Source organism: Bradyrhizobium sp. TM102 (assembly GCF_009176685.1).
In the GTDB taxonomy this organism is placed as follows: Bacteria; Pseudomonadota; Alphaproteobacteria; order Rhizobiales; family Xanthobacteraceae; genus Bradyrhizobium; species Bradyrhizobium ottawaense.
In genome coordinates this window covers 3,850,326-3,869,159 of the sequence record NZ_AP021855.1, presented here as the reverse complement: position 1 = coordinate 3,869,159, position 18,834 = coordinate 3,850,326, and the positions used below count along the sequence as shown (strand labels likewise).

The following is an 18,834-nucleotide window of genomic DNA, read 5'->3' as shown; positions in this document are numbered from 1 at the left end:
GTGAGCGAAGGCTGCCGCGCCGAAGCCCAACGGGCGAAGGCGGGCTTTGAGCCGTGAGAGCTACGGCTCGGCAGGCCAACCTCAATCCTGCGGCCTCGCCGGCAGCAGCGGCACCGCGTCGATCCATACCGCCGCCGACTGGCACCAGATCTGCCTGACGGGGCGCAATTTGTCGCGCTGGCGGATAGAGCCCCAGCGGATGCCCCAATCGTCGGCCTCATCGCCCTCCCCGCTGGTGAACAGCGGGGAACCGCAATCGGCGCAGAAGTGCTGGAAGCGCATCCGGCCGTTGTCGCCGCGCTTGCCGTAGACCTTGGGCGTGCCGCCGGTCAGGCGGACATCAACGCCGGAGCAGACGGCCGTCACCCGGAACGGCGAGCCGGTCAGCGTCTGGCAATCGGTGCAGTGACAGACCGAGACCTCCTCCTGATCGACCTCGGCCTCGAAGGTGATTGTCCCGCAATGGCATTGCCCGTCGATCTGCATCGCCCTCCTCCCCTTGCCCCCAAAACAAAAACGGCGCCCGAAGGCGCCGTTCTATCATTTTTTCGCCGAACCTCAGTGAGCGGTCAGGCCGCCGGCGGCTTCATCGCCGTCCGGCTTCACCGTCACCTTGGTGTCCTCTTCCCAGACGATCGGCACAGGCTTCTTCACCAGCGCCTTGGCGACGACGTCGTCGAGGCGCGAGACCGGGATGATCTCCATGCCGCCCTTGATCGCATCGGAAATCTCCGTGAGATCCTTGGCGTTGTCCTCGGGGATCAGCACCGTCTTGATGCCGCCGCGGGCCGCAGCCAGCAGCTTCTCCTTCAGGCCGCCGATCGGCAGCACGCGGCCGCGCAGCGTGATCTCGCCGGTCATCGCGACATCGTGGCGGACCGGGATGCCGGTCATGACCGAGATGATCGCGGTGGCCATGGCGACGCCCGCGGACGGGCCGTCCTTCGGCGTCGCGCCCTCAGGCACGTGCACGTGGATGTCGCGGCGGTCGAACATCGGCGGCTCGATGCCGTAGTTGATCGCCCGCGAGCGGACGTAGGACGCCGCCGCCGAGATCGACTCCTTCATCACGTCACGCAGATTGCCCGTGACCGTCATCTTGCCCTTGCCGGGCATCATGACGCCTTCGATGGTGAGCAGCTCACCGCCGACATCGGTCCAGGCAAGGCCGGTAACGATGCCGACCTGCGGCTCGCTCTCGATCTCGCCGAAGCGGTACTTCGGCACGCCGAGCAGCTCTTCCAGAGTCTTCTCGGTGACCTTGACCGACTTCTTCTTGGAGATCATCAGCTCCTTCACCGCCTTGCGGGCGAGTGTGGAGAGCTCACGCTCCAGATTACGCACGCCCGCTTCGCGGGTGTAGCGGCGGATCAAAAGCAGCAGCGCGTCGTCGTCGATCGAGAACTCCTTGGAGTCCAGGCCATGCTTGGACACCGCGTTCGGGATCAGATGCTTGCGCGCGATCTCGACCTTCTCGTTCTCGGTGTAGCCCGCGATCCGGATGATCTCCATGCGGTCCATCAGCGGCCCGGGAATATTGAGCGTATTCGCGGTCGTGATGAACATCACGTTGGACAGATCGTAGTCGACCTCGAGATAGTGGTCGTTGAAGGTGCCGTTCTGCTCGGGGTCGAGGACCTCGAGCAGAGCCGAGGACGGATCGCCGCGGAAATCGGCGCCCATCTTGTCGATCTCGTCCAGCAGGAACAGCGGATTGGACGACTTCGCCTTGCGCATCGACTGGATGATCTTGCCGGGCATCGAGCCGATATAGGTGCGGCGGTGACCGCGGATCTCGGCCTCGTCGCGCACGCCGCCGAGCGAGACGCGCACGAATTCGCGCCCCGTCGCCTTCGCGATCGACTTGCCGAGCGAGGTCTTGCCGACGCCGGGAGGCCCGACCAGGCACAGGATCGGGCCCGTGAGCTTGTTGGCGCGCGACTGCACGGCGAGATACTCGACGATGCGCTCCTTGACCTTCTCCAGCCCGTAGTGATCGGAGTCCAGGATGGCCTGCGCCGATTCCAGGTCCTTCTTCACCTTGGACTTCTTGTTCCACGGGATCGACAGCAGCCAATCCAGATAGTTGCGCACGACGGTCGCTTCCGCGGACATCGGCGACATCTGCCGCAGCTTCTTCAATTCATGCTGCGCCTTCTCGCGCGCTTCCTTGGAGAGCTTGGTCTTGGCGATCTTCTCTTCGAGATCGGCGAGCTCGTCGCGACCGTCGTCGTCGCCGAGCTCCTTCTGGATCGCCTTCATCTGCTCGTTGAGATAATACTCGCGCTGGGTCTTCTCCATCTGGCGCTTGACCCGGGAGCGGATGCGCTTCTCGACCTGCAGCACCGAGATCTCGCTCTCCATCAGGCCCAGCACCTTCTCCAGGCGCGTGGTGACGGACAGCGTCTCCAGGATACCCTGGCGATCCGCGATCTTGACGGCGAGATGCGAGGCAACGGTGTCGGCGAGCTTGGCGAAATCGGTGATCGCCTGCACGACGCCGACGACCTCGGCCGAGATCTTCTTGTTGAGCTTCACATAGCTCTCGAAGTCGGACACGACCGAGCGCGACAGCGCTTCCGCCTCGACCGACTTCGCATCGGTGTCGGCCAGCGCAACGGCGGTCGCTTCGTAATAGTCGGCGCGATCGGTGTATTTCTGCACGCGCGCACGCTCGAGCCCTTCGACCAGCACCTTCACGGTGCCGTCGGGAAGCTTCAAGAGCTGCAGCACGCTGGCAAGCGTACCGGTCTCGTAAATGGAGTCGGGCGCCGGATCATCGTCGGACGCATTCTTCTGCGTCGCGAGCATGATCAGCGCGTCGTTCTTCATCACCTCTTCGAGCGCGCGGATCGACTTCTCGCGACCGACGAAGAGCGGAACGATCATGTGCGGGAAGACGACGATGTCGCGCAGCGGCAGCACGGGATAGGCGTGCGTTTCGCCATGAACGATGGTTGGCCTGGGTTTTGGATTAGTCATGGCCTTTTCCTTTTGCTTTGCCCCCTTGCACGCAGCCCGCCATGCTCATGCGCAACCGCCACAAGGTGCCGAGGTGATCCGCAAAACCGATCGGTCCGTTTTTCGCGTTGGACCGGCTCGCCGGATCGGAACTGAGGCGAATCTGGAAGAGAATTTTCGCTCGCCGCCGACATTAGGTGGCTATCGACCCGGGGGGTGTCAAGTCATTGAAAAACGCGCGCCATCAGGCGCTTACGCAACGCGGTAAGCGACGCAACGTCGGCTGCGGAGATACACTTCCGCAGCCCACTTTGAGGATACAATTGGAGCGTTCCAGCGCCGAAAGATCAGGCGCTGGCGTTCTCGACGGCGCGATCGGACCGATCGGCGTAGATGTAGAGCGGACGCGCCGTTCCTTCCACGACTTCGCGCGAAATCACGACCTCTTCCACACCTTCCAGGCCCGGCAGATCGAACATGGTCTCGAGCAGGATCGCCTCGAGGATCGAACGCAATCCGCGCGCACCGGTCTTGCGCTCGATCGCCTTGCGGGCAACCGCGCCAAGCGCCTCGTCGGCGAAGGTCAGCTCGATGTTCTCCATCTCGAACAGCCGCTGGTACTGTTTCACCAGCGCGTTCTTCGGCTCGGTGAGGATCTTCTTCAGCGAGGTCTCATCGAGGTCCTCGAGCGTCGCCACGACCGGCAGACGGCCGACGAACTCGGGGATGAGGCCGTACTTCAGGAGGTCCTCAGGCTCGACATGACGGAAGATCTCGCCGGTCCGGCGGTCTTCCGGCGCCATCACCTGGGCTGCGAAGCCGATCGAGGTCGATCGTCCGCGCGCCGAGATAATCTTCTCGAGGCCGGCGAAGGCACCGCCGCAGATGAACAGGATGTTGGTGGTATCCACCTGCAGGAACTCCTGCTGCGGATGCTTGCGGCCGCCCTGCGGCGGGACCGAAGCCACCGTGCCTTCCATGATCTTGAGCAGCGCCTGCTGCACGCCCTCACCCGACACGTCGCGCGTGATCGAGGGATTGTCGGACTTGCGGCTGATCTTGTCGATTTCGTCGATGTAGACGATGCCGCGCTGGGCGCGCTCGACGTTGTAGTCGGCGGCCTGGAGCAGCTTCAGGATGATGTTCTCGACGTCCTCACCGACATAGCCGGCCTCGGTCAGCGTCGTCGCATCGGCCATGGTGAACGGCACGTCCAGGATGCGGGCGAGCGTCTGCGCGAGCAGCGTCTTGCCCGAGCCGGTCGGACCGATCAGCAGGATGTTCGACTTCGCGAGCTCGACGTCGTTGTGCTTGGTCTGGTGGTTGAGGCGCTTGTAGTGGTTGTGCACCGCGACCGACAGGACCTTCTTCGCATGGCTCTGGCCGATCACGTAGTCGTCCAGGACCTTGCAGATTTCCTTCGGCGTCGGAATGCCGTCGCGCGACTTGACCAGCGAGGATTTGTTCTCCTCGCGGATGATGTCCATGCAGAGCTCGACGCACTCGTCGCAGATGAAGACCGTGGGACCCGCGATCAGTTTGCGGACTTCGTGCTGGCTCTTGCCGCAGAACGAGCAATATAGCGTGTTCTTGGAGTCGCTCGTGCCGACCTTACTCATTCATGTCTCCGTCCGCGGTTCGATCCCGTTCCGCTCGATCGCTCCATTCCGACACGATGGTCGGCATGAAGCTTAACTAGAGCAAATTCCGTACCAAAAAAGACCCTACGCGTTACATCCCGTGCGAATCACGGTCACTCGATTCTCCGCGATCTTAGCCGATCATTCGTAGCCAACCATGCTGTCACCCGACTATCAAGAATTCGCTAATCGGGGGTCGCCGGCTACCCGTGACAATACCGTGATTTCCGGTCTTGGCACGGGCGAAGTGATCGAAATCACCCCGGCGTTGCTGGATTGCCACGAAAAACAAGCACGAAAGCGGAACCTTCTGCTTGCCGCAGGGCGCAAAATACCGTTTTGCGACGCGCACACGCGTCCTAAACGTGAACGCCGCCCTGATGGTGCCCGGCGATGCCCGAGGGTCTAACAAGGGATCGCCGCAGCCCCAGTAGTGCTACGGGGTCTTCGCCGCCGCCGGTTCCTCGGCACGCTTGTCGATGACCCTGTCGACCAGGCCGAACTCCTTGGCGTCGTTCGCGGTCAGGAACTTGTCGCGTTCCAGCGCGTCCTCGATCGCCTTGTAGGTCTGGCCGGTGTGCTTCACGTAGATCTCGTTGAGCCGCTTCTTCAGGTTCAGGATTTCCTGCGCATGCAGCATGATGTCGGTGGCCTGGCCCTGGAAGCCGCCGGAGGGTTGATGCACCATGATGCGCGCGTTCGGCAGCGAGAAGCGCATGTCCTTCTCGCCGGCGGCGAGCAGCAGCGAGCCCATCGAGGCCGCCTGCCCCGTGCACAGCGTCGAGACCGGCGGGCGGATGAACTGCATGGTGTCGTAGATCGCAAGGCCCGACGTCACCACGCCGCCCGGCGAGTTGATGTACATCGAGATTTCCTTCTTCGGATTTTCCGCCTCGAGGAACAACAACTGTGCGACGACCAGCGTCGACATGCCGTCCTCGACCGGACCGGTCAGGAAGATGATGCGCTCCTTCAAGAGGCGCGAGAAGATGTCGTAGGCGCGCTCGCCACGGTTGGTCTGCTCGACCACCATGGGCACGAGGTTCATGTAGGTTTCAACCGGATCGCGCATGAGTCACCTAGGGTTTTTAAGAGGCGGACATCGCCAGTCTTGACTGCCAGTTTGGGCTGGATCTGCTGAAGGCCGATGCACGTCCCGTGATGCAGGAACTTGGTAGAGGTAGAAGGCGTACCGACAGATATAGCCCAATTCGCACCTGACAAGTGCGGAGCGCATTAAGGCTTAATCCGCGGGGCAGTTGAAGCTGATTCGTACGAAGAGGCCCAGCCGGCCATCTGGCTAGCTGGGCCTCTTTGCCGATCATCCTTAATGGATGGCTGCCTCAGAGCCCCATTCCGATGGTATCGGAACGGGCCTTAGGCTGCGGTCTTTTCCGCCTCGTCGTCCTTGTAGAGGTCCTCGCGCGAGACCTTCTTCTCGGTCACGTTGGCGAGCTCGAGGATGAAGTCGACGACCTTGTCCTCATAGATCGGTGCACGGAGCTGGGCCAACGCCTGGGCGTTGCTGCGGTAATAGTCCCAGACTTCCTTCTCGCGGCCGGGCATCGAGCGGGCGCGCTCGATCACGGCGCGGCCGACCTCGTCGTCGGTCACGGTGATCTTGTTCTTCTCGCCGATCTCGGAGAGCACGAGACCGAGCCGCACGCGGCGGTCGGCGATCTTGCGGTACTCTTCCTTGGCGGCGTCCTCAGTGGTGTCCTCGTCGGCAAAGGTCTTGCCCGCGGAGTCCATCTCGGCCTTGACCGAGTTCCACATGAGATTGAACTCCTCGTCGACCAGCGAGGGCGGCGCCTCGAAGCGATGGGCTTCGTCGAGGCGGTCGAGCAGTGCGCGCTTGACGCGCTGGCGCGTCGCGCCGGCGAACTCGACGTTCAGACGCTCGCGCGCGGCTTCCTTGAGCTTGTCCAGCGATTCGAGGCCAAGCGTCTTGGCGAACTCGTCGTCGATCGCGATGTCCTGCGGCGCCTCGATCGAGGTCGCGGTGGTCTCGAACTCGGCGGGCTGGCCGGCGAGCTTGTCGTTCATGTAGTTCTTCGGGAACGACACCTTCAGCGTGCGGGTCTCGCCCGCGCCGATGCCGGTCAGCTGCTCCTCGAAGCCGGGAATGAAGGTGTTGGAGCCGATCACGACCTGGATGCCTTCGCCGGTGCCGCCCTCGAAGACTTCGCCGTTGATGGAGCCCTTGAAGTTGATGGTGACGCGGTCACCCGACTCGGCCTTGGCGCCCTCGGCCTTCGCGGCATAGCCGCGGTTGGTATCAGCGATGCGCTTGATCGCCTCGTCGACGTCGGCGTCGGTGACGTCGGCCACGGGCTTCTCGACCTGGAAGGTCTTGAAGTCGGCGAGCGCGATCGCCGGCACCACCTCGATCGCGACCGTGTAGGTCAGATCGGTCTTGCCGCTCAGCAGCTCCTCGACCTCGGCCTGCTCGCTCGGCATGGTGATCTTCGGCTCGGTCGCAAGGCGGAAGCCGCGCTCGGAGAACAGCTGCGTATTGGTGTCGCGGATGGTCTGGTCGATGGTCTCGGCCATCACCGAGCGGCCGTAGACCTTCTTCAGGTGAGTGACCGGCACCTTGCCGGGGCGGAAGCCGTTGATGCGGACCTTGTCCTTGAGGTCGACGAGCTTGGCGCCGGCCTTGGCGTCGAGATCAGACGCGGGAACGCTGATCTTGAACTCGTGCTTCAAACCTTCCGAGAGGGTTTCTGTGACCTGCATGGCGTCCAATCTTCTTCCCGTTCGGTCCCGGCGCGCATGCGTCGGGACGCTGTCATTAATCGATCCGGCGCGAGGCAAACGCCTCAACGCCGGTGCTTCATCGAACCGGCTCCCGGCGGACAAACATCCGCGCGAAAGCAGGTCTCGTAATCCGTGCAAACGCGATAAGCGCTTGGTGCGGGCGGAGGGACTCGAACCCCCACAACTTTCGTCACTGGAACCTAAATCCAGCGCGTCTACCAGTTCCGCCACGCCCGCGTAAATTTGCATCAAGACCGGCCGCGATGCCGCGGGCGGCCGGGCTTATAACATGTGCCTGACTGTTCGCAGCAAAAAAATGGCCCGATGGAGGCAGGCTTTACGTAGGCACGACGGCTGGACTTATCCAGCGTAGCGTGGTCCGGATCGGCCCATGAAAACGCGGTTCTTCGACCCGACCCGACGTGAGCTTTTGGCCGGCCTTGCCGCCGGGCTTGGCGCCTCGGCGGCCGGGTTGGTCGCCAGCAGTGCCGCCCCGGCCCTGACCGCCCAGCTTTCCCTTCAGGCAAGGCCGCAAACCCTGGCTCTCAGGCCGGGTCAACCAGCTACACCAATCTGGGAGCTGGCCGCCGTAAGCCACCTCGGGAGCGTCCGTCTCAAGCGCGGCGACCGCTGCGAGGTGGTGTTTCGCAACGACCTGCCTGTCCCACTTGCCCCAGCCTGGTACGGCCTCAATGGCCCGGCCACGGCCGACCCGTTGCGCGGGCGCGCGCCCGCTCCCCCGGGCGCGACCGAAACCTCAATTATTTCAGTACCAAGCGCGGGAACCCTGCTGGCGGACTTCCGCCTCTTCGAGGACGTCCTGACGCGGCCTGCGCGCCCGCTTCCGGTCATCGCGCAGGAGGCAAACGCTGGCGCGGTCGATCGCGACGAGGTCCTGCTGATCGAGGAGTGGCGGTTGCGGCCGGACGGCACCGCACTCCCCCCGGGACAGGCCCCAAAAGACGTGACGCCGCTCTATACGCTTAACGGACAGACTTCATTTGAACTCTCAGCTGCAGCTGGCGAGCGTTTGCGGCTGCGCTTCATCAACGGCTCCCAACGCACTGTTCTGGCGATCAAATTGGAAAACCACGACGTCCGGGTAATGGCCCTGGACGGACAACCCGCCGAACCGTTCCCGGCGCGCAACGGCGCTCTGGTCCTGGCCCCGGGCGGGCGTGCCGATGCCATTGTGGATGCGGCCAGCTCGGCCCCGATTCTGCTCCATGACGGCAAGGAGGCGCACCGGATCGGCTCGCTTGCGGTCTCCGGCAGACTGGAGCGCCGCGCGCCGCTGTTGCCGCCGCAGCCGCTCCCTTCCAACGACCTGCCCGACAAGCTGGATCTCCGAGGCGCCCTGCGGTTCGATGTCGCGCTCGGCGCTGCCGACACTGGATGGGCACGGTGTGCCGACTTCTCCAGATCCTCCGCCCCGGCCCTCCGCGCCAAGGCGGGCCGCACCGTCGTGCTGGCCCTCAAGAACACAGGCCCGGTGACGACCGTCTTCCACCTCCACGGCCACCACTTCCGCCTGCTCGACAAGCTCGACGACGGCTGGAAGCCGTACTGGCTCGACACGCTCGCCATCGAGCCCGGCCAGACCCAGCGCATCGCCTTCGCGGCGACCTCCCCCGGACAATGGCTGATCGAATCCGTCGCAACCGACTGGGCCGCGCCGCGGCTGGTGCGATGGTATGGGGTGGAGTGAGGCCGCGATTAGGCGTGCGGCTTGGCCGTGAGTTCGATTCCAAGCGCCTTCATCACCGCGATCGTCGTCTTGAGCGTCGGATTGCCGTTGGTGCTGAACGAGCGATAGAGCTGCTCGCGAGACAGGCCGGTATCCCTGGCAATCTGCGTCATCCCCTTGGCGCGGGCGACGACCCCAAGGGCATGTGCAATATAGGCTGCATCCTCCGTCTTGAACGCCTCTTCCATAAAGACGGCAATGGCCTCGTCGGACTGGAGGTCCTCGGCCGGGTCATAAGTCGTCAGCTTCTCGGCCATCTCATTCGCTCCACGTCTCGGCAAGGCGTTTAGCCGCCTTGATGTCTTTCGCCTGCGTGCTCTTGTCGCCGCCGCACAGCAAAACGATGATCAGGCTGCCGCGCTTCTGGAAATAGATGCGATAGCCGGGGCCGTAATGGATACGCAGTTCGCTTATTCCATCGCCCACCGGCTCGACATCGCCTGCGTGGCCTAGTGCCAACCGGTCCAATCGCGACGCAATCCGTGCTTTGGCACGCTCATCCTTGAGTCGCGATCGCCACTTCCGAAATGTTTCAAGTCTGCTTGAGCTCGACCACCTGTAGTTTTTAGACTACAAGCAAACACAAATCAAGTGTTCTGCGCCTCCAAACGTAGCGGGTGTCCGGTTCTCTCTCCTCGTTCCGCGATGATCCCGCTCAGCACATCACCCTCGAACCGTCCCCACACGCGGCACGTCGGAAAGACGCGCTCGCGGTAGAACTCCTCATCCGGCGTGCGTAGCCCGAGGAGCGACGGCATCGCCTGGTCGAATGCGATCCGATGGACTTGCGCTGCCGCGCCCATGTCGGCGAGCGCAAGCTGTCTGAGCACTAGTACTCCACCCCCAGCGCATCATAGATCCGCCGGTGCACAGCCGGCAGCGTCTCGGTGAGATCCTCCGCGATCAGGCCCGGCCCGGCTTCTCGTCCCGCCTCGCCATGCATCCAGACGCCGATGCTGGCGGCTTCGAAGGCCGGCACGCCTTGCGCCAGCAGGCCGGCGATGATGCCGGCGAGCACGTCGCCGGCGCCGGCGGTGGCGAGCCAGGCCGGCGCGTTGGCGGCGATGGTGGCGCGGCCGTCGGGGGCGGCAATGGTGGTGTCCGGGCCCTTCAGGAGCACCACCGCGCCGGAGCGCTCGGCGGCGTCGCGCACGCGCTCCAGCTTGGAGCGGCCCGGGTGCTTGTTGCTGAGGTCCGAGAACAGGCGCGGAAACTCGCCCTCGTGCGGGGTCAGCACCACCGCGTTGTCTTGCGATGACTTGATCGATTCGAACAGGCGCTCGGGGGTTGCGGCAAAGCTCGTCAGGGCATCGGCATCGAGCACCAGATGACGCTGCGCGCCGAGCGCGGTGTGAACGAGATCGCAGGTGCGCTCACCGATGCCCGCGCCGGGGCCGATGATGCAGGTGTTGTAGCGCTTGTCGCCGAGCAGCTCGCCGAACTCGACGACGGTGTCGACGGGGCGAACCATGACCGCCGTGAGCGCGGCCGCGTTGATCGCGAGCGCATCGCGCGGGCTCGCCAGCGTCACCAGACCCGCCCCTGCCCGCAGCGCGCCGCGCGCGGCGAGCCGCGCAGCGCCGGTCGCCGCCGCATCGCCGGAGACTGCCAGCACATGCCCCCGCGCGTATTTGTGGCCGTCGATGCGCGGCACCGGAAAAGCGGCGCCCCAGACATCCGGATCGTCCTCGAACGTCTGCGGCGCGATCTCGTCCAGCACCTGCGCGTCGATGCCAATGTCGGCGACGCGCACGCGGCCGCAATGCATCCGGCCGGGCAGCAAGAGATGCGCCGGTTTCTTGCGGAAGAAGGTGACGGTTTCGGTGGCGTTCACCGCCGCGCCCATCACCGCCGCGCTGGTGCCGTTGATGCCGCTCGGCAGGTCGACCGCGAGCACCGGGGCGCCGTTGGCGTTGATCGCCTCGATCATCGCGCGCGCCTCGCCGTCGACGGGACGGCTGAGGCCTGCGCCGAACAGCGCATCGATGATCAGCGCCGGGCGTCCGATCGCCTGTGGATTGAACGGCAGCACCGGATGCTTCCAGCCGCGCGCCGCGGAGGCCGCGTCGCCCTGGAGCTGGTCGCGCTCGCACATCAGGATGACCGAGACCTCCCGCCCCTGCGCGGCGAGCTCGGCGGCTGCGACAAAACCGTCACCGCCATTGTTGCCGGGGCCGGCCACGATCAGGATCGGCCCCTCCTCCACCAGCGCCTGGGCGGCCTCGGCGACGGCCTGGCCCGCGCTCAGCATCAGCTTGAAACCGGGCGTGCCGGCCGCGATGGTGAGCTGGTCGGCGCGCTGCATTTCAGCGGTGGTCAGAACTTCCATGCCACTTCCCTGGTCCAAACGCCTTTTCAACAGGCACATGCCGCGCCGCCCCACCCTGGGGAACATCGATCTGCACACTTATTGAACCGTTTGCCTATTTCGTAGTCTTCGGTATTTTGTGCAGGTCGGCACCACTACTCAGAGATGCTCGTTAAAAGGCTGATAACGCTCCAACAATCAGGACATGTGCAACTTGGCATAGACCCTGCTTTCGAGGAAGCCGCTTCGGTTCGTCGTGCTCACTGGCATCTATCAGGGTGTGGCCGGCCGTTGTTGCCGGACTGGTCAGGGTTTCAGGCATAGCGAAGACAAGATCGTGCGTTAAGAAAAGCGCATCCTGACGAAGACGTTGCTATTTGATCGAAAGGCCGGAGGCGCGCAGTGAAGAAAATCGAAGCCATCATCAAGCCATTCAAGCTCGACGAGGTGAAGGAAGCGCTTCAGGAAGTCGGCCTTCAGGGCATCACCGTCACCGAAGCCAAGGGTTTTGGCCGGCAGAAGGGGCACGCCGAGCTCTACCGCGGCGCAGAATACATCGTCGACTTCCTGCCCAAGGTGAAGATCGAGATCGTGATCGGCGACGATCTGGTCGAGCGCGCCATCGACGCGATCCGCCGCGCCGCGCAAACCGGACGCATTGGCGATGGTAAGATCTTCGTCTCCAACATCGAAGAGGCGATCCGCATCCGAACCGGCGAATCCGGGCTGGACGCTATCTGAGCCGGGTGCTATCCCGAATTTTGCGACACTCCGACTAGAAAGAAGGCTGCTTCGGCGGCCTGATTTCGTTTGTGCGGTCGCGCAAAACTCGCCCGAGCGAGAATAATTTTGCTCATCTGGAAACCGACCCGCAGAGCCAAAAGGGGTATGCATGAAGACCGCCAAAGACGTCCTGAAATCGATCAAGGACAACGACGTCAAGTACGTCGACCTGCGCTTCACCGATCCGCGCGGCAAGTGGCAGCATGTGACGTTCGACGTCAGCATGATCGACGATGACATCTTCGCCGAAGGAACGATGTTCGACGGCTCCTCGATCGCCGGCTGGAAGGCGATCAACGAGTCCGACATGTGCCTGATGCCCGATCCGGTCACCGCGACGATCGACCCGTTCTTCGCCGAGACCACGATGGTCATCACCTGCGACGTGCTCGAGCCGACCACCGGCGAGCCCTACAACCGCGACCCCCGCGGCATCGCCAAGAAGGCCGAGGCCATGGTGAAGTCGATGGGCGTGGGCGACAGCGTGTTCGTCGGCCCCGAGGCCGAGTTCTTCGTGTTCGACGACGTGCGCTATTCGGCCGAGCCCTACAAGACCGGTTTCCGCCTCGACTCCTCGGAGCTGCCGACCAACTCCGACACCGAATATGAAGGCGGCAATCTCGGCCACCGCATCCGCACCAAGGGCGGTTACTTCCCCGTCCCGCCGCAGGACTCGGTGCAGGACATGCGCTCGGAGATGCTGGGCGCCATGGCCAAGATGGGCGTCAAGGTCGAGAAGCATCACCACGAAGTCGCGTCCGCCCAGCACGAACTCGGCATGAAGTTCGACACGCTGACGCTGATGGCCGACCACATGCAGATCTACAAGTACTGCATCCACCAGGTCGCGCACATCTACGGCAAGACCGCCACCTTCATGCCGAAGCCGATCTTCGGCGACAACGGCTCGGGCATGCACGTGCACCAGTCGATCTGGAAGGACGGCAAGCCGGTGTTCGCCGGCAACAAATACGCCGACCTCTCGGAGACCTGCCTGCACTACATCGGCGGCATCATCAAGCACGCCAAGGCGATCAACGCCTTCACCAACCCGTCGACCAACTCCTACAAGCGCCTGGTCCCGGGCTATGAGGCCCCCGTGCTGCTCGCCTACTCCGCGCGCAACCGCTCGGCCTCCTGCCGCATCCCCTACACCGCTTCGCCGAAGGCCAAGCGCGTCGAGGTGCGCTTCCCCGATCCGATGGCCAACCCGTATCTCGGCTTCGCCGCGATGCTGATGGCCGGCCTCGACGGCATCAAGAACAAGATCGATCCGGGGCCGGCGATGGACAAGGACCTCTACGACCTGCCGAAGGAAGAGCTGAAGCAGATCCCGACCGTCTGCGGTAGCTTGCGCGAGGCGCTCGAAAACCTCGACAAGGACCGCGGCTTCCTCAAGGCCGGCGGCGTGTTCGACGACGACTTCATCGACGCCTATATCGAGCTGAAGATGACCGAAGTCGCCCGCTTCGAAATGACCCCGCATCCGGTCGAGTTCGAGATGTACTATTCGGGCTAAACGGCCCGGAAGGTATCCGACAAGCAAAAGGCGCTCCGCAAGGAGCGCCTTTTCGTTTGAATCGTAGGGTGTACGACCTGCCCGCTACCACGTCGCCGTAAAGGCCTTCTGCAGCTCTGCCGGCGCGGTCACGCCGCCCGCGATCAGCAATTGCGTGAGCACCCGCGCCTTCTGCGGATTGAGGTCCTCGGACACGACGAACCCGTTCTTGTCGTCATCGACCTCGACGTTCCGCGTCACGAAGCCCGACCGAACCCGCGTCGAGCGAACCACGATGACGCCCTTCTTCGCCGCAGCTTCGAGCGCATCGAGCGCCGGCTTCGAGGTGTTGCCGTCGCCGACGCCGGCCAGCACGATGCCCTTGGCGCCGTGCGAGATGGCGTCCTCGATCGGAACGGCGTCCATGTTGGCGTGCGAGTACACGATCGCGACGCGCGGCAATTGCTCGCCGGCTGGAAGCTGATAGGTCGCGCGCTTGAGACCTTGAGCCTGCGCCATGAAGCGAATGCCACCGGCGCTGTCGACATAGCCGACCGGCCCGTCATTGGCCGAGCTGAACGTCTCGATGCTGGTGGTGTTGGTCTTGGTGACCGAGCGTGCGCCCTGAATCTTGTCGTTCAGCACCGCCAGCACGCCGCGCCCGCGCGACCGTGGGTCGGCCGCCACCTGCACGGCCTCGTAGAGATTGCCGGGGCCGTCCGCGCTGACGGCCGTCGCCGGCCGCATCGAGCCGACGATCACCACCGGCTTGTCGCCGCGCACCACGTTGTCGAGGAAGAACGCGGTCTCCTCGAGCGTATCGGTGCCATGGGTGATGACGACCGCATCGGCCTCGTTCTTGTCGAAGGCCTCCTGGATGCGACGGGCCAGCGCAAACCAGACCTTGTCGTTCATGTCCTGGGACCCGATCGACGAGATCTGCTCGGCATTCAGCTTTGCGAGCTTGTCCAGGCCCGGCACCGATTGCATCAGCTGCTCGCCCGTGATCTGGCCGGATTTGTAGGCGCCGGTCGCACGCGCGTCGGCCTGGCCTGCGATGGTGCCGCCGGTCGCAAGCACGAGAATGCGCGGCAGGCCGGCAGCCATCGCGTCCTTGCCCGATTCGGCGGCCTGCGCCGCGGCGATCCCCCACGACCAAAGTGCGAGGGCGATCAGCGGAGCGGCGAGGATCGACGGCCGATTTCGGCGGTGGATTGCGGGTCTGGCGGCATGCTGCGTCATCGAATTCTCCTCCCGTTCAAGTTGGGATCGACATTCGATACGCCCAATGGGGCCGAAGATGGGTCGGCCTGTTGCTTGTCGCTAAGGATTGTCCCGCCGCGGCATAAAATGGTCGAGCAGGCCCGTCGGCAGCGGAAAGACCACGGTCGACGACCGTTCGCCCGCGATATCGTGCAGGGCCGCGAAATAACGCAGCTGCATCGCCTGAGGCTCCTGCGCGAGAATCCGGCCGGCCTCGACGAGCTTTTCGGCAGCCTGCTGCTCGCCCATCGCATTGATCACCTTGGCGCGCCGCAACCGTTCCGCCTCGGCCTGTTTGGCAATCGCGCGCACCATGGTTTCGTTGATATCGACGTCCTTGATCTCTATGCCGGTCACCTTGATGCCCCAGACGTCGGTCTGCTTGTCGAGGATCTCCTGGATGTCGGCGTTCAACCTGTCGCGCTCGGCCAGCATCTCGTCGAGCTCGTGCTTGCCGAGCACCGAGCGCAACGTGGTCTGCGCGAGCTGGCTGGTGGCGGCCATGTAATCACCGACCTTGATGATGGCACGTTCGGGGTCGACGATGCGGAAGTACAGAACGGCGTTGACCTTGACGGACACGTTATCCCGCGAAATCACGTCCTGCGGCGGCACGACCTGCACCATCACGCGGAGGTCGACCTTGACGAGTTGCTGCACGACCGGAATGAGGATGATGAGGCCCGGGCCCTTCACGCCGGTAAAACGGCCGAGCGTGAAGATGACGCCACGCTCGTATTCGCGCAGGATCCGAATGGCCTGGGATAGAAACATGATGACGAGCAGCAGAAGCGCCGCATAGGTCAGATATTCCAGCATCATGATGTACCTCCCTCACCGGTCCTGGCCGGTGCGCGCCGTATCAGCAGCGTCAGGTCGACGACGTTCGCGACTTCGACCGTCTCTCCGGGCTTGAACGTTTCGGCGCCACGCGCCTGCCAGCGCTCGCCATGGGCGAAGACGTGACCTTCGCTCCCACTCCAGTCGAGAACCTCGGCGGGCAAACCTCGCATCGCCTGCGCGCCGACCCGTTCCGGAGCCCGGGCGGCACGCCGAAGCGAACCGAGCACGACCAGAGCAAAGCCGGCGAACACGGCTGCCGTGATGCCGATCACCCACCACGACAGGTGGTAGCCGGGCGCCTCGACCCTGAAGAGCATCAGCGCTCCCAGCACGAAAGCGATGATGCCCCCGAGACCGATCACCACCGTCGGATTGAAGGCTTCGACGGTGAGAAGCACGATGCCGACCAGCATCAGGGCAAGGCCGGCATAGTTGATCGGCAGCAAATTGAGCGCATAGAGACCGATCAGCAGGCAGATCGCGCCGACCACGCCGGGAGCGACGGCTCCGGGAGACATGAACTCGAAGATCAGGCCGTAAATGCCGACCATCAGGAGAATGAACGCCACATTCGGATCGGTGATGACCGCCAGGAAGCGGGATATCCATCCGGGGTCGATGGCTTCGACGACCGCATCCTTGGTCGCGAGACGTTGCGTCTTGCCACCTGCAACCTCGACCACACGGCCATCGAGCTGCCTCAGCAATTCAGCCTGATCGCGCGCGACCAGCTCGATGGCGTGGGCCTGCAGCGCGCCGTTGGCAGAGAGAGTGGCGGCCTCACGGACCGCTTTCTCCGCCCAGTCCACATTGCGGCCACGCAGCTCCGCAAGGCTGCGGATGAAAGCAACCGCATCATTGGTCACCTTTGCCGTCATCGCATCCTTGGGCTGATCTCTGGGCTGATCCTTCTCGCTCTGCTGGTCGCCGTCCTTCTTGTCTTTGCCGCCCTTGTCCGGTGTACCGCCCGGCAGCCCCGGCAGCGGTCCGCCAATCTGCACCGGCGTTGCCGCACCGATATTGGTGCCCGGCGCCATCGCCGCGATGTGGGTCGCATAAAGGATATAGGTCCCCGCGCTCGCCGCGTGGGCGCCGGAGGGGGCGACGTAACCGACGACGGGCACGGGCGAGGCCAGCACATCCGCAATGATCTCGCGCATGCTGGTATTGAGGCCGCCGGGCGTGTTGATTCTCAGAAGCACGACCTCGGCGCGCCGTTCGCTTGCCTTGGCCAAGGCCTCCTTCACGTAACTGGCCGACGCAGGGCCGATGGCTCCGTCGATCGACACAATCAGTGCAAGACGGCCGTTCTCCTCCGCTGAACTGGGAAGGAGGCAGCAGATCAAAGCCACGACGCCAATCGCCGCAACGAGGGCCGCCTTCATGGTCTGCACGGCAGGGCTCCCTTGCAGAGCATATGGTGTTCGCCTCTCGAACCTCAATGCAGCCGTGTGCTGGTGTAGGCCCTTGTCCTGATTGTGCGATGCAATGGAAACCGCCCCGTAGATCGGTTGAGCACGGGGCGGTGGCGGGCGGACCATGCCTTGAGCTGATCCGCCCACGCATTCCGTGCTGCTAGCGCCGCGCGATCCGCACCCCGTCCGTCCCGATCGGGCCGAACGTGCTCGCGATGATCTCAGCTGTCGGCTGCATGCCGCCGAGCGACCAGTGCGAGGGCTCCTGCTCCTCGATCCTGACCCAGACGTTGCGGCGGAAATCCGGGCTGCCCTGCCCTTCGACCTCGACCAGGAGGTCGGTGACGCGTTCGAGCAGCGTCTTCTTCTGCGCGGCATCCAGAATGCCGCGGACGGTGGAAATGGTGACGTAAGGCATGTCTCTCTCCAATCATGTCGGTTGACGACGGCGGCAGATTGGACCGGACGCTCTCCGCAAGGCAGTGGCGGATAAGACAGAGATCAGGCAATTTCCGCCACGCGCCCGCGGACCCCATCGGATAGGATCGCGGCGTCAACCCCGGGGGGTCTCATGAAGCTCGCAATTCTGGCACTGGAAGGCTGCATGCATTCGGCGATCGCCGGCGTCGCCGACATCCTGTCGCTGGCCAATCACGTCATGCAGCAGAGCGGCGCAAAATCCCGCTTCAGCTGGCAGACGCTTTCGCTCGACGGCAAACCCGTGCGCGCCGGCGGCGGCCGGATGGTCGTGGTCGATGGCGGGATCGGGCAACGCGCTCGCTTCGACGCGATCCTCGTCCCCGGTAACCTCGTCGATCACGTCACGGCCGAGCGCCTGCAACCGCAATATGCCCGGGCCGGCGCCTGGCTCCGGCAGCAACACGCGAACGGCCGGCTGATCGGCGCGTTCTGCAGCGGCGTGTTCCTGCTGGCCGGCGCCGGCCTGCTCGACAACCGCCGCGCCACCATCACCTGGTGGCTGCAGGGCGAACTGCGGCAGCGTCATCCCACCATCGACCTCGCCGCCGACGCCGTCATCACGGTTGCGGACCGCATCGTCTGCGCAGCCGGCCCGATGTCGTGGGTCGACCTGCTGCTCAGGCTGATCGAGCTGGTCGAGGGCAAGGAGACCGCAAAACTATGCGCGGACTACGTCGTCATCGATACCGCGCAGCGCACCCAGTCGATCTTCATGCCCGTCGGCTATCTGCTCTCGCAGGACCCGCTGCTGACCAGGGCCGACCTCCTGGTTCGCCGCACCGGCAAGGCTCCCATGACGGTCAAACGGCTTGCCGGCGCGCTCGGCCTCAGCGAGCGGACGCTGAACCGGAAGTTTCAGGAGCTCACGCACGAGCCGCCGCAGGCCTTCATCATGCGCCGCCGCGTCGAGCACGCGCGCACGTTGCTGGAGACGACGACACAGCCGATCAAGGCGATCGCACGCACGACCGGCTATGAAGACGAGAGCAGCTTTCGCAAGGCGTTCCGCAAGCTCACTTTGATGTCACCGCAGGCCTATCGCGCGCGACGGATGGAGCGGACGATGTGACACGCCTTCGAGCCGTCCGCTTTCGTTCCGCATCCGACTCCACTTCGTTCTCAAAGAACAAATCAGA

16 protein-coding genes, 1 tRNA gene and 1 pseudogene are annotated in these 18,834 nt (G+C 64.1%); 4 read left to right on the top strand and 14 right to left on the bottom strand.

Features of this window, described 5'->3' with window-relative positions:
- Positions 1 to 81 precede the first annotated feature (81 nt).
- From GDN70_RS18550 to GDN70_RS18525, 6 genes are all read right to left on the bottom strand, one after another.
- On the bottom strand, positions 82 to 486 hold the full coding sequence (locus tag GDN70_RS18550) for a GFA family protein (RefSeq protein ID WP_152102872.1): 405 nt from the start codon (positions 484 to 486) through the stop codon (positions 82 to 84).
- A gap of 72 nt (positions 487 to 558) precedes the next feature.
- Positions 559 to 2,982: an endopeptidase La gene (lon, locus tag GDN70_RS18545; RefSeq protein WP_152102871.1), complete on the bottom strand. Its 2,424-nt coding sequence runs from the start codon at positions 2,980 to 2,982 to the stop codon at positions 559 to 561.
- 326 nt (positions 2,983 to 3,308) lie between these two features.
- Entirely contained in the window at positions 3,309 to 4,580 is a 1,272-nt protein-coding gene (clpX, locus tag GDN70_RS18540) for an ATP-dependent Clp protease ATP-binding subunit ClpX (protein ID WP_018320118.1), read from the bottom strand.
- 457 nt (positions 4,581 to 5,037) lie between these two features.
- Entirely contained in the window at positions 5,038 to 5,673 is a 636-nt protein-coding gene (locus GDN70_RS18535; protein ID WP_028141438.1) for an ATP-dependent Clp protease proteolytic subunit, read from the bottom strand.
- A gap of 305 nt (positions 5,674 to 5,978) precedes the next feature.
- Positions 5,979 to 7,340: a trigger factor gene (tig, locus tag GDN70_RS18530; RefSeq protein ID WP_028141437.1), complete on the bottom strand. Its 1,362-nt coding sequence runs from the start codon at positions 7,338 to 7,340 to the stop codon at positions 5,979 to 5,981.
- A gap of 173 nt (positions 7,341 to 7,513) precedes the next feature.
- Positions 7,514 to 7,598 (bottom strand) — tRNA-Leu (locus tag GDN70_RS18525).
- A 154-nt stretch (positions 7,599 to 7,752) separates the two neighbouring features.
- Here GDN70_RS18525 and GDN70_RS18520 point away from each other — a divergent pair.
- On the top strand, positions 7,753 to 9,069 hold the full coding sequence (locus GDN70_RS18520) for a multicopper oxidase family protein (protein ID WP_152102870.1): 1,317 nt from the start codon (positions 7,753 to 7,755) through the stop codon (positions 9,067 to 9,069).
- A gap of 8 nt (positions 9,070 to 9,077) precedes the next feature.
- On the opposite strand, the gene GDN70_RS18515 is transcribed toward GDN70_RS18520, so the two are convergent.
- From GDN70_RS18515 to GDN70_RS18500, 4 genes and pseudogenes are all read right to left on the bottom strand, one after another.
- Positions 9,078 to 9,365, bottom strand: coding sequence for an addiction module antidote protein (locus GDN70_RS18515; protein WP_038971411.1), 288 nt, complete (start codon positions 9,363 to 9,365; stop codon positions 9,078 to 9,080).
- A 1-nt stretch (position 9,366) separates the two neighbouring features.
- A pseudogene (locus GDN70_RS18510) lies at positions 9,367 to 9,664 on the bottom strand (type II toxin-antitoxin system RelE/ParE family toxin).
- Between the two features lie 31 nt (positions 9,665 to 9,695).
- Positions 9,696 to 9,938 carry a hypothetical protein gene (locus GDN70_RS18505; RefSeq protein WP_240536361.1) on the bottom strand — a complete coding sequence of 81 codons (243 nt, stop codon included), beginning with the start codon at positions 9,936 to 9,938 and terminating at the stop codon, positions 9,696 to 9,698.
- Positions 9,938 to 11,437, bottom strand: coding sequence for a bifunctional ADP-dependent NAD(P)H-hydrate dehydratase/NAD(P)H-hydrate epimerase (locus tag GDN70_RS18500; RefSeq protein WP_038971410.1), 1,500 nt, complete (start codon positions 11,435 to 11,437; stop codon positions 9,938 to 9,940). The genes GDN70_RS18505 and GDN70_RS18500 overlap by 1 nt, the downstream gene beginning before the upstream one ends.
- A 381-nt stretch (positions 11,438 to 11,818) precedes the next feature.
- Here GDN70_RS18500 and GDN70_RS18495 point away from each other — a divergent pair, with 381 nt between their 5' ends.
- Together GDN70_RS18495 and glnA are read left to right on the top strand one after the other, a co-directional pair.
- Positions 11,819 to 12,157 carry a P-II family nitrogen regulator gene (locus GDN70_RS18495; protein ID WP_007603495.1) on the top strand — a complete coding sequence of 113 codons (339 nt, stop codon included), beginning with the start codon at positions 11,819 to 11,821 and terminating at the stop codon, positions 12,155 to 12,157.
- A 151-nt stretch (positions 12,158 to 12,308) separates the two neighbouring features.
- A complete protein-coding gene (glnA, locus tag GDN70_RS18490) occupies positions 12,309 to 13,718 on the top strand; it encodes a type I glutamate--ammonia ligase (RefSeq protein WP_018320110.1) in 1,410 nt (469 codons plus the stop codon).
- An 84-nt stretch (positions 13,719 to 13,802) separates the two neighbouring features.
- On the opposite strand, the gene GDN70_RS18485 is transcribed toward glnA, so the two are convergent.
- The 4 genes from GDN70_RS18485 to GDN70_RS18470 form a co-directional block, all read right to left on the bottom strand.
- On the bottom strand, positions 13,803 to 14,939 hold the full coding sequence (locus GDN70_RS18485; protein WP_152102869.1) for an asparaginase: 1,137 nt from the start codon (positions 14,937 to 14,939) through the stop codon (positions 13,803 to 13,805).
- Positions 14,940 to 15,020: 81 nt separating this feature from the next.
- A complete protein-coding gene (locus tag GDN70_RS18480) occupies positions 15,021 to 15,782 on the bottom strand; it encodes a slipin family protein (RefSeq protein ID WP_018320108.1) in 762 nt (253 codons plus the stop codon).
- Positions 15,779 to 17,197 (bottom strand): nodulation protein NfeD, encoded by a 1,419-nt coding sequence (locus GDN70_RS18475; RefSeq protein WP_028141433.1) that lies wholly within the window; start codon positions 17,195 to 17,197, stop codon positions 15,779 to 15,781. The genes GDN70_RS18480 and GDN70_RS18475 overlap by 4 nt, the downstream gene beginning before the upstream one ends.
- A 181-nt stretch (positions 17,198 to 17,378) precedes the next feature.
- Positions 17,379 to 17,636: a tautomerase family protein gene (locus tag GDN70_RS18470; RefSeq protein ID WP_028141432.1), complete on the bottom strand. Its 258-nt coding sequence runs from the start codon at positions 17,634 to 17,636 to the stop codon at positions 17,379 to 17,381.
- A gap of 153 nt (positions 17,637 to 17,789) precedes the next feature.
- Here GDN70_RS18470 and GDN70_RS18465 point away from each other — a divergent pair, with 153 nt between their 5' ends.
- Positions 17,790 to 18,767 carry a GlxA family transcriptional regulator gene (locus GDN70_RS18465; RefSeq protein WP_028141431.1) on the top strand — a complete coding sequence of 326 codons (978 nt, stop codon included), beginning with the start codon at positions 17,790 to 17,792 and terminating at the stop codon, positions 18,765 to 18,767.
- The last annotated feature ends 67 nt before the right edge of the window (positions 18,768 to 18,834 follow it).

Bases quoted from the DNA above. Each gene is read 5' to 3' on its own strand.
- GDN70_RS18485 (WP_152102869.1), bottom strand. From the start codon at position 14,939: ATGACGCAGCATGCCGCCAGACCCGCAATCCACCGCCGAAATCGGCCG.
- GDN70_RS18550 (WP_152102872.1), bottom strand. From the start codon at position 486: ATGCAGATCGACGGGCAATGCCATTGCGGGACAATCACCTTCGAGGCC.
- GDN70_RS18480 (WP_018320108.1), bottom strand. From the start codon at position 15,782: ATGATGCTGGAATATCTGACCTATGCGGCGCTTCTGCTGCTCGTCATC.
- tig (WP_028141437.1), bottom strand. From the start codon at position 7,340: ATGCAGGTCACAGAAACCCTCTCGGAAGGTTTGAAGCACGAGTTCAAG.
- glnA (WP_018320110.1), top strand. From the start codon at position 12,309: ATGAAGACCGCCAAAGACGTCCTGAAATCGATCAAGGACAACGACGTC.
- GDN70_RS18500 (WP_038971410.1), bottom strand. From the start codon at position 11,437: ATGGAAGTTCTGACCACCGCTGAAATGCAGCGCGCCGACCAGCTCACC.
- GDN70_RS18520 (WP_152102870.1), top strand. From the start codon at position 7,753: ATGAAAACGCGGTTCTTCGACCCGACCCGACGTGAGCTTTTGGCCGGC.
- GDN70_RS18470 (WP_028141432.1), bottom strand. From the start codon at position 17,636: ATGCCTTACGTCACCATTTCCACCGTCCGCGGCATTCTGGATGCCGCG.
- clpX (WP_018320118.1), bottom strand. From the start codon at position 4,580: ATGAGTAAGGTCGGCACGAGCGACTCCAAGAACACGCTATATTGCTCG.
- GDN70_RS18515 (WP_038971411.1), bottom strand. From the start codon at position 9,365: ATGGCCGAGAAGCTGACGACTTATGACCCGGCCGAGGACCTCCAGTCC.
- GDN70_RS18465 (WP_028141431.1), top strand. From the start codon at position 17,790: ATGAAGCTCGCAATTCTGGCACTGGAAGGCTGCATGCATTCGGCGATC.
- GDN70_RS18535 (WP_028141438.1), bottom strand. From the start codon at position 5,673: ATGCGCGATCCGGTTGAAACCTACATGAACCTCGTGCCCATGGTGGTC.
- lon (WP_152102871.1), bottom strand. From the start codon at position 2,982: ATGACTAATCCAAAACCCAGGCCAACCATCGTTCATGGCGAAACGCAC.